Genomic DNA, 14,203 nt, shown 5'->3' on the forward strand with positions numbered 1-14,203 from the left:
TCTGGGATCGAGCGCTTTACAGCGCAATCAGTTCGGTTTCCCCAACCCGATTGTAAGCCGATTGTAATACCATACCTGCGCTCCGATGTCTAGAAGCGGTCGCTTTTCTCGCTCGGTCATTTTTTGGTTGAGAAAGACAACCCTGATTGCATCTACCGGACTACCCTCTTCTAATTCTTTGGCTTGAATTAATTGCCATATGTTATGTCGATCGACTGCTGCGCAACGATCGCCCGCAGCAGCCGAGCGTTAAAATTTATTAAACTGGTTCCATAGGTTCCAGAGTCTATTGGATCAACTGCACCATCTGACGCCGGCGCAGGGCAAAATGCAGGAAGTTGATTCCTAACTCTTGAGCAGTGCGGATGTCATTTCGATCCAGCGATTCGTCATCTAATCCCCAAGCATTTGACAAAGTGCCGGTGACTAAAATAATTCCACCTCCTTGCCAAACTTGCACGGGCGAGCCATCCATATTCGGTAGAGCCGCAAATAAAAAAGGTTGAGTTCTTAGAGGATGATTCCGGCTCAATTCTTGCCAAGATAGCAAATCAGTTTCTAATTCCCGAGTAATGATGTCGTTGATGCTATCGACTAGAGATTCGTTATTAGTTGGAGCATCCATTAAAACGATACCACCCGTTTTTAAATAAGTGTTGAGCGCGTAAATTTCTGCTTCATCTAGTTCAACTATTTGCCAATCTGCTAGATAAAGCAGATCGTAAGGAGCGACGGATTTTGGTGTTTGCAAGCTGACTTGTCCGATTCCTGGTTCTGCTTGCAAATGCGGGTAAAGTGCGGCAAAAGATTGGAGTAAAAAAGAAAGATTTTCTCGGTAGCGATCGCTCAAATTTTGCCTCGCAGTATTGTACCCGTCATCTGACTCTTTTTGTTTCATCTGAGCCACTTTTATTACTGCTTGAGGTCTGGCTTGGGCTTGGATGCGGTAGCGCAAATCTAACTGATTAAACTCAGGAAATAAAACATCGCTCGGGTTTTCTAATTTAACCGTACCGGGTTGCAATTCAATCCGACACACTTCTATTTCTTTGGCACTTGGAGGCTGAGTTTTTTCGTCAAATCGGAACCATTCTCGCAACACTTCAGTATTTTGTTGTTGTTCGGGATTGTCAGGTTCTACGTAACTAACTACCAAGTAAACTGTCAGACTTCCGGTTACAGGTGCTTCGGTTTTAATTCGATAGGTTCGGTCAATAGCTTCGTCAACAACGATGGGATTTCCTTCTACATCAATCGCAATTCCCGGTTGGATTTCTAACCAACGCCGATCGCGAAATTTTGCTGCCACTTCAGCAGGCGGAGCAATTAATTTTACTCCCAATCCGCAAACAATTCCCGGCTGATTGAGCGATTGATAGTGAAGGTTTTGGCGGCGTCGGTGGTAATCGTGCGCCAACAGCCACCGTTGCCTGTTCATCATCAAACCGTCATAAATATGAAGGCGTTTAAAAGGATCGATCGGGGGTGGTGGAAAAGATTGATGAGTCATGTTTAGGCAAAATTCAGCATGAATAAAAAGCGAAATATTCTCCTATTAATTTTACTCCCTTTGCGCTCTCAAATAGACTTCTCTTAAAAAGATTGTGTCAGCCTTGCCCTACCCGGACCAAAACCCAATCTTGCTATAAGTCCAATTATCTATCTCTTCTGTCGCCTTGCACTCTACGCCCTCTGAGTGCTCTGCGGTTAAAGAAATATAGATATCCTGCCGCTGCGCGAACGGACTATCAACAGCGGCGTTTGCTGCCGTCTGGCAGGATTGTGCCGCATAAATTAGTGCTCTCGCTTATAATAATTCCACTTAATTTTGCTCCTGTTAAATCGGCATTCTTCAGGTTAGCACCGCTTAAGTCAGCATCGCTCAAATCGGCACCTCTTAAGTCAGCATCAACCAGATTAGCATTTGTTAGATTCGCGTTTCTCAAGTTGGTTTTTGTCAAAATAGCTTGTTGCAAATTAATACTTTTTAGCTCGGCACCACTCAAATCGGCACCGCTCAAATTCACGCCATTTAAATTGGTTCGACCCAGATTGCTATCTCTGAGGTTAATTCCCCTAAAATTTACGCCGGCGAGGTTAGCACCCCGCAAATTAGTGCTGCCCAAGTCATTATTTCTCAATCTGACATTCAATAAATTAGCGTTGTTTAAGTTGGCTCCATTAAAATTAATTCCAGTCAACTCCGCTTCTCTGAAATTGGCTGACATTAGGTTGGTATTGCTCAGATCGGCGTCGCGCAAGTTAGCGCTATTGAGGTTAGCTTGACGGAGATTTGCTTGACTGAGGTTGGTTCGATCGAGGTTGGCTTGACTGAGGTTTGCTTTATTGAGATTGGCATTGCTGAGATTGGCATTTTTAAGGTCGGCAATAAACAAATCTGCCTGGGATAAATTGGTGTTGCTTAAGTTGGCGTTTTGCAAGTTTGTGCCGCTGAGGTTGGCACCGACTAAACTGGCATTTTCTAGGTTAACTTGACTGAGGTTTAGGTTGCTCAAGTTTGCACCTTCTAAATTGGCTTTCCGCAGATCTCTACCGCTGACAGGTTGGTTGACAATTTCCCAGACAATGCGCCACTTGCTATCGATTTCGGTTTCGTCATTAAGTTTAGTATCTTTGAGATTTGTTCCTCTAAGATCGGCCTTTATTAAATTAGCGCCTCTGAGGTTGGCACCGCGCAGGTTAGCATTTCTCAGGTTGGCATTTCTCAGGTAAGCACCGCTTAAGTCAGCATTACTCAGGTTAGCATTATTTAAGTTGGCGTTTCTCAGGTTGGCTTGGTGCAGGTAGGCGCTTGCTAGGTTGGCGTTGCTGAGGTTGCATCCCGCGCAGTTTCTTGTTTCCTGCAGCCGCCGCGCTGCTGAGGTATCCTGCGATCGCGCTTCTGTCCCCATTCCCAACAGGTACAAAAGCGCGATCGCCCCTAGCCCGCAGGTTAAAATTTGGCTTCTCATGATTTCAACTAGCATTAGTAAACTACCTACATACCAATCCTACATTTTTGATATCGATCGCTGCATTAATGTCGCGATCGTGCTGCATCTAGCAGTGAGGACAACGGATAACTTGAGGGCTAGCGAATCTTCGCCTGCTTGCGGGATGGAAATTGGCAGCCCCCCATCTCTTCTCCGATTTCAAAAATAATTCTCTCGCAGAAAAAGAAGCAACACGCGCTCGATCGCACCAGCAATAGGATCTATTTAAATCAATTTGATTCCCTGTTGGCAATATGTTCTCAAAAGGTTAAATATTTTTAACGGCGATCGCTCGTTTTTTGGTTGTATTGCGACGGGTGTGATGTTAAGCTGAGTTTTAACTCTGTGGAGATCGAGCTGGGAGAAAGGATCTGATGAGTGGAGAATGGCAATACGAGGAATGGCAATACCCGCAAAAATCTCGCTCTAATTCTTCGTCCTCTTCTTTTGGCGGCGCATTAAACAAAAAGGAAGAAGTAGATTGGAGCGCAATTTACGGCCCATCTTTGGGTTACGGCGATATAGGTTACGGCGATCTGGGTTACGGCCCCTCTTTAGAGGAGATGGCGCGATCGCTACAACCGACTGGAACCAGGCGGGGTGTAAACTGGGGTCAAGTTACAGCCACCCCTGGTGTCGGGCAAAATTCCAAGGCTAATGAGGACAAGCCGACTGTTGGGATGCCTCAGAAGCAAAAATCTGTTCCAGATGCAACGACAGAAGCATTTTCAGCAATTCCCGCCTCTTTTGACGAGACCCTTCAACAGCAAAACACCATATCGGACTCGTCGGCTGACCAAACAAACACCCCTAATGCTAACAAGGTACGGACTGGTGGAAGTCCTCTCGAAAAGTCCTCTCGACAACCAACAGGAAATCGCGCCCGGCCCCTCACCCCAGTAGAGCGATTTCAGAGACGCCTCAGAGGAAAAGCACTCGCCCAGTTATACGAAAACGAACTCCACATCCTACGAGTACAAGCTAAATATCAAAAAAATCCATCTCAAAATCAAGACAACACAGAAGCGTTGGGACGTTTGCGACAAGTCGTAGCAGCCGACGAGCGATTAGAAAGCACTCAGAAACAGCTAGAGAATCGCAGTCTTGATTTTCAAGTGCGCTTAAGAATGCAGACAGTGCGAGAAACAGCCGGAGGGCCTCCAGGAACAGGCCCCAATGCTGCCCAACTGCAAGCGCTAATAGCTCAAAACCAAGCCAAACTCAATGAAATCAAGCAAGTGCGGGGCACCTTACTCGCACTCTACCCAGCTTCGGGTTTGCTCACAGCAGGAGATGTTAAAGAAACCAACAGCGATGCTCAATTGCTTGCTACTCTCAACGATAGATTTGAGAACATTCGCTCAAACATCAAAGCCGCCATCAAAGGGATTGATTCAGGAGATATCCGCCCGGAGCGACTGGAACCGCTCGTCGCGGAAACCCTCAAAGAAACTCCAGAAGCAGATAATTCTGCCGTCACCGAATATCTTCAAGGCGAACGCCAGAGAGAAAATACTTTTCGATTCTTCGGATTCCTCGCACAAATCGGATTAACCGTGGCGGCAATCTTTACCGGAGGATTGCCAGGAGCCGTTATGGGGGCTCTCGCCTCGACAATGGGCATCGGGCAAGCAATTTATGAATTCGAGGAAGCCTCGGACCTGAATACGGTAGCTAAAACGGGCCAAGCTGGAGGCAACCAGTTACTCGCCGACCCAGGTGCGGCCAGATTTAACTACATCATGGGCTGGGTGAATGTGGTTTTAGCGGGAATTGATGGGGGACTAGCTGTTAGAGAGGGAGCTCAGTTACTGGTTGGAGCCAGGGCTGCGGAACGACTCGCGAACCAGGCAGGGGTGCAAGTGCTATTTCGCCTTCCCCAAGAGAAACTCGTGCGATTGCAGGAAGCGATGCGGTTGGAAAAAGCAAAAGATCCAGGAGCTCCGCAATTATTAGCTTCTTTGAGGCAAGAATTAGGAGCCGATTTTGACGATGCTTATAAACTCTTTAAAGAAGAAAGACTGGAAGTTTTAGATGACGCTGAGGCATCACGAATTTGGGGTGGCATGGCTCGTCCTGAAGGATACTGGATTCGCATCATTAAGGGCAAGATTTCTACAGTTAAAGAAGGAGCGGAAGAAGCATTCTACGTTACTAGCGAGCAGTATGATGCGATTCAGGAGCTTCCTAAAAATCAAAAACGAACAAGAGAAGAAATTTTTCAAAATTTGCCTCCCGAACTGCGCGAACAAGCATCTCCTACCAAAACCCGCCGCACAATTGTCGAAAAACCAACTCGGGTACGCTCTGATTATTTGCAAGAATATGAGAATGTTGTGTTAGGTGAACGGATTGGGAGTGGAGGGAACAAAGATGTTTATGCCATCCAGGGACGAAACGATCTGGCAATTGGTATCTTGAGAAGAGGAGAGATTGAAGAATTAAACACAGAAATCGAAACCTTGCAGAAAGTCGAATCTCAAGGGTTACAAACTATTGAAGTCCTCGGCACAACTACCCATAACGGCCGTCCTGCTATAATAATGAAAAAGTACGCTCAAGGTTCTAAGGGGATTGTTCGGAGCATAGGTGGTATACCAGAAAGAGTTGACGGTGCAGACATCAGCTTGCTTAACCAGAAAAGTATTGACGATTTAGAGAAAATTAGGGCGATTTTGCAGCGCAAGAAAATTTATATTGACGATCTCCAATTTTTAATTGCTGAAGATGGTCGCGTTTACATTACAGATCCTATCGATATTAAATTTAAACCTACAACACGAGAGATGGACAGCAATGCAGGTATGATAGATTTACTCCTAAATGCCGCACGCGAAAATAACTAAAGAAACAAGTGAGATAGCAATGATTGTTGAGAAAAATGCCGAAAATTTTCAAGAAGATATTCTTTCCAAGCGCCTTAACATTTTATCAAGAATTAAAGATCGCAAGATAGTCAAGTTGGTACGCTTTCAATCAGTTCCCCCAGCAGTAGGCTTTAATCGACATGAACATTCTCCCTCAGCAGAGTTTAGTCATGGAAATGGTCCGATTTTAATGACTCTAGATTCTGGACTGGTTGTAGGAATTGCTTATATTATAGAAAAGATATCTCTCAGTCTCTGGATTGAGAGAACTGAGGCCGGAGAGCCAAGAAAAGGCGCAAGACCGACTGTTAAAAATCCCACTCAATTTTTACCGATTGCAGAAAACCCAAAACTCTTTCCTATTGATAGTCGTGACCCAATTTTTAGCGACTCAAAAATAGATTTACTTCTGGGAAAACAAATAAATAAAATCACTCTGGTCAAAAAAGAAATTACAGATATTAAGCAATCAAAGTATTTGTCGTATAAAGCTCTCTATCTTCCCAAAGAAATTGGTTTAATTTTGGAATTAGAAACCGAATTTGAATTAATTTTTTCTGGGGGGCTTGACGGAGAGACAGGTGGTGTAAATATCATTGAAAAAGAGGAAATTTCTCCGCGTCCCTATGAAGCTTTTCACTACATCCCCTTAGACGCCTTTGGGACAGTAGAAGCCAGCTCAATTTCTGAAGCTGCAACTCAATTGCCAACTTTTTCGGAATCCAAAACCCCATCGCCCGAACAAGAAGAATTACAACTACCCGCTCAACTTTGGGAGCAAATTCCCATCCGAGTCAATCGAAATCTACGTCGAAGAAAAGTGCGGATTGATTGTCAAGTGGATATTTTTGGATTGCCTGCTGAAGTTTTTATCGAAGTTGGCGAAGGGATAACTCTCAAAGACCTTCAAATTGAGCACCTGCTCGCAGCTAGAGTCATGTTTTCTTACGCAGAAATAGTCCAGTTAATTCACAAAAATCGTCAAGAATTACACGATTGCATGAAGTGCGAAGAACGCCCAGATTTTGATGATGACCACTTATTCTGGAGAGTTCAAAAAGTGTTGGACAATATGTGTAGAAATATCCGAGAAGAAATTCCACAACTAGCTTTCCAAAGCCAATTAGATCGGCAAGAACTTGAAGATCACTTAGACTATTTTTACGCTCTAAAACAAGGACTAGAACTGTGTAGAGAACTGTTTATAGAAATCGCCCTCACTCCCGATCGAGAGGATGCTGATTAACTTGGCTAATCGGTTGGTTTCCGCAGGCGTAACACATTAACAGAGCTCGCCCGATCGACCAAACACAGCATCGCAACAGAGCCAGCGGTATATTTAGAGCAATTACCGGCTTCGATAAACCCCGTAACAGCAGCTAAGAACGGCTGTTGCAAACGCTGCGAAATGCAATTTTAATTCAATTTAACCCTATTGTGTCGGGTCGGTTTTGGGGAAATATTGACTTTTTTAAACTTTGCTTATAAACTCTTTAAAGAAGAAGGAATGCAACTTTTAGATAACGCTGAGGCGTCACGAATGAATTCAAGTATAGCCGATAAAATTCGAGGTGTCATCTTCGGTCAAGCAATCGGAGATGCGCTGGGTTTTGGCACAGAATGGATACCAAAATCCCAAGTAAAGCAAGAATATCCCGATGGTTTAAGGAACTACAATCAAATCGTTCGCTATCGCAATATCAGCGGTTGGATTCCTGGCGATTGGACAGACGATACCGACCAAATGCTGTGTATCCTGGATAGTTTATTAGATCGGCAGCAAGTCGATCTGCTCGACATTGCCAGACGCTTTCATCATTGGGCAATTAGTGATGGCATGGGAATGGGTCAAACTGTTTATTCTGTAGTTCATTCCCCTGATTTCTTGCAAAACCCCCATGTAGTTGCCAAACGAATTTGGGAAGCATCCGAGAGAAAAGCTGCTGCCAACGGTGGCGTGATGAGAACCTCTGTGCTGGGCATTTGGGAATATAATTCTCCCGTGAAGGTTAGACGCAACGCCGAGCAAGTTTGTCAGATTACTCATTATGACCCGCGCTGCGTTGGTTCCTGCGTGGCGGTGAGTTTGGCGATCGCAGCTATACTTGGCGGGGAAACTAATATCCCATCTCTAATTGAGTCAGTAGCACTTGCGGTGCAAGAGTACCACCCGTCCATCCTTGAATATTTTGATTTTTCGGCTAATTTATCTTTAGAAGCTCTAGATTTGGATGAAGGCTTAAATCCAGGCGAAACTGGCGGGACTGGGTACACGCTTAAGACAATGGCAGCAGGGTTTTGGGCGTTGAACCACGCACAATCTTATGAAGACGGGATTCTACAAATTATTCACGAAGGGGGCGATGCGGACACTAATGCTGCCGTTGCTGGGGCGCTATTAGGAGCGCGTTTTGGATATAAAAATATTCCGCAACAATGGGTGAAAGAATTGGTGTACGAGCAGCACTTAAATAACCGAGTAGAGAAAATAATAACTCAGACCCAAAAAAGGATACTTTGAGGATTTGGATGCTTTAAAAGATGGACTTGAACTGTGCCGAGAACTTTTTATCGAAATCTCGCTTAATTCTACGCCCAATGATTCAGAACACGCGCGATCCGCAGAACAACAAGTAGTTTAAAAGGAATCAAATGACCCCTTTAGGTTGCTTTGCGTACTTTATCGCTACAGGTAGTGTGTCAAGCCCCTTTTTGCGCAACTCCTGTCATTGTTAAAAAATGTATTGCTTTATAAAAATAAAATAATCTCTGCTATAACTTAGTTTGATTGCGGTTAAAAACACTTCCTCAGTTTCTGCATTTAGCTCAGATATTATATGTTTAAAATATCTCCAGAACAGTTGCGATTCCTAGCTTTCGCTGTTAAGAATTGCATAAATATAGCCCTTGAGGGTCGTACCTCATACAAGTTTATTTGCGTAACGGCAACATTAATGCTGTCGCTACAGAAACAAAGTCTTGGGGCTGCACCTCAATCGCTGGCAATCGAGTACAATCCTCCTCGCCCCAACGATCGACTGCTATCTCAAGCACGATCGGGCAACTTCGATCTAAAAGATTTTAACTTCTGGGTCGGTCAGTGTCAGGTATTAGAAAACGTACAAAACTATGAGGAAGCACTGGCAGCTTGCGAGCGAGCGATCGCCCTCAGACCAAACAGCAAAAACCGCCAGATTTGGTTGAGTCGCAGCAATGCCCTCTTGCAACTAAAACGATACGCCGAAGCCGTAAATTCCTATGATTTTTTACTGAAGTTTGACGCCAAAAATTCTCAGGCTTGGGCGCGGCGTGGCGAAGCATTGTATCAATTGGGTAAATATGATGAAGCAATTGCATCTCAAGAAAAAGCACTGAGAGTAAATGGAAATTGGGGCAATGCAACACCAGCGATCGCTTGGTATAATAGAGGTTTAGCCCAAAAAAAATTAGGGGAAAATGAAACAGCCCTGACATCGTTCGATCGAGCTTTAAGTATTAACCCAGACGATGCACTCGCCCAAGTTGAACGCTGCGGCACCCTATCAAATTTAGGGAGACAGGAAGCAGCAATTGCGGCTTGCAATCTCGCGATAGATGCGCTACCAGCACCAGCTTTTACCAACCGTGCTATAGCGCAACAAAGAGCAGGAAAAATATTAGACGCGATCGCTTCTTACGAAAAAGCTTTAGCGATTAATCCTAACGATGCAAACGCCTGGACGCAGCAAGGAATTCTTTTTGAAAAATTGGAGCAGAATGAAAAAGCACTAACTTCTTATAACAAAGCCATTGGGATCGATCCTAAATCTGCTTTAGCTCAAGTCAGCCGCTGCGTGACGCTCAATCGCTTAGCAAACTATAAAGAAGCACTCGCCGCCTGCGAGAGCGCGATAAAGGGCAACGGTAGCTGGGGAGATAAAAATCTCGCTTATGCTTGGAATCAACACAGCAGTGCGTCGATCGGACTGGGGCAATACCAAGAAGCTCTCTCTTCCGCCGAACGAGCTATTAATATTAATCCAAATATGGTAGAAGCTTGGAACAACAAAGGCGTCATTTTGTGGTATTTACAAAAATATCAAGATGCCCTGGATGCCCTGCAAAAATCAGTAGAAATTCATCCCAACTACACTCAGGCATGGTTCAATGCTGGCAGAATCTTCAGTACCTTAAAACAATATAAGTTGGCAATCCAAGCTTACGAAAAAGCCTTAGACGGCGAGATAAAGTTTCAAGATAACCTAACTTGTAACGCAATCTTATTCGACAGAACTAATTTAGGAATATGGCTTTTGAAAGAATACGAAAAAGTTTTAGAATTCGCACAAAACTACTGCGCTGATGTTTTAGCAAACAAAAGCGTGGCATCATGGAACTTGAGAGATTACCGAAACGCCCTAAATTCTGCAAACTTTGGCATTGAACTTAACCCTAAATCCTTTGAAGCCTGGTACAATCTAGCTGTAGTGTTGGTAACTTTGAAACGGTACGATCTAGCATTAGTAGCCTACGAAAAAGCTAGCAGTATCAGTCCCAATAACTTTTATGCCTTGACTGGTAAAGGTTTAGCGCTGGGAGGATTGGGGCGATATCAAGAAGCTCTCGAAGCCTTTGAGGCAGCTTTAAACATTAATCCCAATTACAAGCTAGCTCAGCAACAGCGAAATTTGTTATTAGAAAAATTCAAGACACCAATTTGACGAAAATGAGGAGCAAAAATTCAACACCCTCAACCCTAAACTCTCCCTCGACTATCTGTTACAAACCTACTTATGCCTAATAAAAACTCCCTGCAAACAGAGTTTAAATTTAGCCTTCCTAGAGGCTTAGTAGATGACGGCGGAAAAATTCACTCCCAAGGATTTATGCGCCTTGCTACTGCCAAAGATGAAATTTCCGTTCAAAAAAACCCTTTAGTTCAGGATAATCCAGCTTATGGATTTTTAGTGATGCTTTCCCTCGTCATTACCAGTTTTGGCGATTTATCTGAAGTCACGCCTGAAAAGTTAGAAAATCTTTTTACCTACGATCTTGCCTATTTAAGAGAGTTTTATAATCGAATTAACCAACAAGGGCTCGCATCTATTCCTGTTAAATGTCCCAGATGCAGTAACGCCTTTAATGTGGAGCTTGAACTATCGGGGGAGTCCCAGGCTACCCCCTAGACCAAGTTTATGAGGAGGTAGCCTGCATCGCATTTCATTTCCACTGGTCTTTAGAAGACATTTTGAATTTAGAACACGCTAATCGCCGACTTTGGGTAAGACAAATCGGTTTATTGAACCAAAAGGATTGAACGGGAGTTTTATATGCGATCGCTTTGTCTGTAAAGCTTTGCAACAATAAAAGGAAACGGCTCTTTTCTTGCCTGAGCAACCGTGTTTGAAGGTAAATGAATTAGGCTGGCGACTTGCCACCCCTGAAAGAAATGCTGCCACCGCAAAACTTGATAGTTTCATGGGTTAGTATCTTTAGTTTCTAGGAGAATATCATTAATTTAAAGTCGTGAGAGTCAAACTGCTCGCGATCGCCCATTCGTGCCGATCGGACGCTCTGGAGCCTTGATGTAATACAAACCAGTCGGATCTCGCCCCTGTGACAGTGAAGCTGCGGATTAACTCAAACCTTTTATTTCCCAGGCTTTCAGCATAGGGCTGCTTGTAATATGGGTTGGCTTGTTGCGGATTAACTCAAACCTTTTATTTCCCTATGCTTTCAGCTGAACTTCCCCCCTGCAAAAAACTCGAAACTGTCTCACTGTGCGACTCAATAGCATTTCTGAGTCGCGGCACATGGGTACGATCGATGAAACCTTGATGTGGCAATAGTTTCAGTCGATGCTTTTTCTGTTGTCATCAGATGACGATCGCCCGAGCGCGACAAGTCTTACATGGGTACAAAATATAGAGCCAAAAAGCTGAAAATCGCTTGCAGAAAAATAGTTTCAGACGTTTAAACTTCCCTTCGTGAGGGGAAGTTCAGTTTAATTACCGCATTGGGAAACTGACGGAGTATTTTCAATTTCCCAATATCAAACCCATTCTGAATGATTTGTACGGGATGGAAGCTAAGGTACTGAGTGAGATCCATCTGAGTATTCTTAAAGAGTGTTAATGTTCTTCAAATAGGTTCAGGATGGGTGTAGCCAAAATATTTTTGGTTCTCCGGGAGTTGAGTTGATAAGTTTATCGGTATTAAAGAAACCGATCGCTAATTCCGAATTTAGTGCCAGTAAACGAGAGCCTCATTATAAAGCCTGTTCGATCGCCCGCCGCGCCAATTCCACCTGTTCCACAGCATCCAGATAAGCTAGCGCTGCTGCATCCCAAACCACTTTTCTCTGCATCCTGTTCAAGACGATTTTCCCAAACTCGTACACCGTGCCGAAGCTTTGCAGCCTGAGAATTCGCTCAGCTATTGAGCAAAAACTCGGCGTTGGGTTCAATATCGCCACCACATCTGAGTGAAGGAGCGATACCACCTCTGAACCCATATCGACTTTCAAAGTCGCTCCAACTTCCACAATCCGGCCCCAAAATTCATTCCACTTCCTTTCCGCTATTTTTTCTTTAGGAATAAAAGGGATTTTGACAATAACCCATGCCCCCGCGCTGTCTGGACCAAAGCGCGTTTTGACTCCCTCACCCGTAATTGGTTCGCAAGGAGTGCAAGTTTTACGTTCTCCACCGCAATCGCCTTCTTGAACCGGCTCGCTACTACTGCGGCCCTCGGTTTCCTTTGAGGCGGAGGATTTTCTCAAAGCAGCCTTAATCAGAGCTTTAGCTTGTTTGGGGGTTTTCGCTGCTCCCGACGAGAGCGCCGCCAACGCCACTACTCGCTTGTCCTCCTGCATCTTCGCAAGTTGATACCCTACATCTATGCTGTGGTTATTAATAATGTCCAACCACTTTGCAGCCAATTCGGGGCTGTCTCTCTTGAGCTCGTCGGCAGCTTTGACGGCAATGCGCCCTTTCCTGTAGTTCCTGCCGCACCCCAAGCCGACTATAGCCGCCACGATATTTTCCGTCAGTTCCATTTCCCTTGGAGTCAGACCTAAGTCGATAGGGTTCAATGGAAAATTTTCCATCAGCGGTTGCTGGTTGTCCTTTAAGGGCGGCTCTGCTGAGCCAGCAGCTTGGTGGCGAGCTTTCTTAGCAGCGTGTCTGTTCCTCAGCTCTCTAGCTATAGGCTCCACAACAATTCCTTCCCGAATTCTCTGTACTGGACTTTGGTGGCGGTGGCGGTTTTCTGCTACCAAGACGAACAGCTCGTCATCTTCAGTCTGGAAGTGGCAGACAATAACTGGGACAGACTTCCAGCCCAGCGCTGCCAGCGCCCTCCACCGCCGATGGCCGCTGACGATCGTGCCATCTGTTTTGACGGTCAGCGGTTGGACGTAGCGTTTGAGTTGGATCAACTCTACCAGGTCAGCAATACTTTCGGTGCACCCGTAAATTTCCTCATTGCGAGGGTGAGGCTTGAGTTGGTCAAGACCAATATACTGAATCGCGTCGCTGACTGAGAGCGACACAGTTTCATTTTTATTCATTTGGATAGCCCTGGTTGTTTATTTGGGGATTGGGGCTTTGTACCTTTGCCTGCTAAACCCAATAAGGTTTCCTAACAGAAAGCTGGGGTTATTCTCTGTCGGGGCGGCGCGGGCTGTATCGGCAGGTCGCCTTCACTGTCAAAAGGTTCGCTGTCTTTACATTCTTAAGAATAGCATATTTCTTAAACTAGCAATGCGCTACTTAACGATCTAACAAAAGACTATTTTATCTAAAGCTTTTTAAATGTTTATTGATTGTTATGCTTGATTGATTATTACGCTCTACCTTCATATAGCGGTTCTCAGAAAGATTCGCGGACGTTGTTGGGCTTGGGCCCAATAAGTCTGGGTGGTTATGTAAGCTGTCAGTCATACCTCATCTTTTTGAGAAAGGCTATATAAAAAATGTACAAATAATTAAAATAAATTATCCTCTATTAAATAACCGCCATGAAAGTAACAAAGCTGTTTATTAAACCTCTACACGGAGTGCCTGTCAAAGAATGCAATTCGCTTGCCGCTTGTAAAAACCTACCTAAATCTACTCACAAGCAAATTTATAGAGGTATAAGTCGGCGGTGTAACTTTTGGTCAATCGGAGTTAACGCACTAAGCTTGAATAATGTCCGGCATTGCGGCTCGACATTATCCTTAAGATGCGAGTTAATTATTGTGTAGCTGTTCGCTTACCCTCCGGCGCGGTTGGGGGAGCGATTTGGAGTGACCTTAGTTTAATTAAAAAGTTTTATAATGTGTTTGGGTAAAAAATTAAAAAGTTCCCCCGTTTAACTTCT

Annotated in this window: 10 protein-coding genes; 7 read left to right on the forward strand and 3 right to left on the reverse strand. The window is 44.5% G+C overall.

Annotation, left to right across the window (positions count from 1 at the left end; translation table 11 throughout):
- Positions 1-286 precede the first annotated feature (286 nt).
- Positions 287-1,510, reverse strand: a complete 1,224-nt coding sequence (locus QUB37_RS12970; protein WP_333162514.1) for a DUF4159 domain-containing protein — start codon at positions 1,508-1,510, stop codon at positions 287-289.
- Positions 1,511-1,748: 238 nt separating this feature from the next.
- A complete protein-coding gene (locus QUB37_RS12975) occupies positions 1,749-2,972 on the reverse strand; it encodes a pentapeptide repeat-containing protein (protein ID WP_333162516.1) in 1,224 nt (407 codons plus the stop codon).
- Between QUB37_RS12975 and QUB37_RS12980 the strand changes: the two genes are divergently transcribed.
- The 7 genes from QUB37_RS12980 (at position 2,971) to QUB37_RS13010 (ending at position 11,156) form a co-directional block, all read left to right on the forward strand.
- On the forward strand, positions 2,971-3,162 hold the full coding sequence (locus tag QUB37_RS12980; RefSeq protein ID WP_333162517.1) for a hypothetical protein: 192 nt from the start codon (positions 2,971-2,973) through the stop codon (positions 3,160-3,162). The two genes, QUB37_RS12975 and QUB37_RS12980, sit on opposite strands and share 2 nt — an antisense overlap.
- Before the next feature lie 205 nt (positions 3,163-3,367).
- The gene (locus QUB37_RS12985) at positions 3,368-5,839 is read left to right on the forward strand and encodes a hypothetical protein (protein ID WP_333162519.1); all 2,472 of its coding nucleotides are present in this window, start codon (positions 3,368-3,370) and stop codon (positions 5,837-5,839) included.
- A gap of 19 nt (positions 5,840-5,858) precedes the next feature.
- Positions 5,859-7,106 (forward strand): hypothetical protein, encoded by a 1,248-nt coding sequence (locus QUB37_RS12990; RefSeq protein WP_333162521.1) that lies wholly within the window; start codon positions 5,859-5,861, stop codon positions 7,104-7,106.
- A gap of 294 nt (positions 7,107-7,400) precedes the next feature.
- Positions 7,401-8,381 (forward strand): ADP-ribosylglycohydrolase family protein, encoded by a 981-nt coding sequence (locus tag QUB37_RS12995; protein WP_333162523.1) that lies wholly within the window; start codon positions 7,401-7,403, stop codon positions 8,379-8,381.
- 316 nt (positions 8,382-8,697) lie between these two features.
- Positions 8,698-10,560: a tetratricopeptide repeat protein gene (locus QUB37_RS13000; RefSeq protein WP_333162524.1), complete on the forward strand. Its 1,863-nt coding sequence runs from the start codon at positions 8,698-8,700 to the stop codon at positions 10,558-10,560.
- Positions 10,561-10,632: 72 nt separating this feature from the next.
- Positions 10,633-11,025: a phage tail assembly protein gene (locus QUB37_RS13005; protein WP_333162526.1), complete on the forward strand. Its 393-nt coding sequence runs from the start codon at positions 10,633-10,635 to the stop codon at positions 11,023-11,025.
- Complete coding sequence (locus QUB37_RS13010; protein ID WP_333162580.1) at positions 10,998-11,156, forward strand: DUF6760 family protein; 159 nt, start codon at positions 10,998-11,000, stop codon at positions 11,154-11,156. Before QUB37_RS13005 ends, QUB37_RS13010 begins: the two co-directional genes overlap by 28 nt.
- A gap of 951 nt (positions 11,157-12,107) precedes the next feature.
- On the opposite strand, the gene QUB37_RS13015 is transcribed toward QUB37_RS13010, so the two are convergent.
- On the reverse strand, positions 12,108-13,409 hold the full coding sequence (locus tag QUB37_RS13015; protein ID WP_333162528.1) for a ParB/RepB/Spo0J family partition protein: 1,302 nt from the start codon (positions 13,407-13,409) through the stop codon (positions 12,108-12,110).
- Positions 13,410-14,203 lie beyond the last annotated feature (794 nt).

The organism is Microcoleus sp. AT3-A2, from assembly GCF_036705685.1.
Taxonomy (GTDB): Bacteria; Cyanobacteriota; Cyanobacteriia; order Cyanobacteriales; family Microcoleaceae; genus Microcoleus.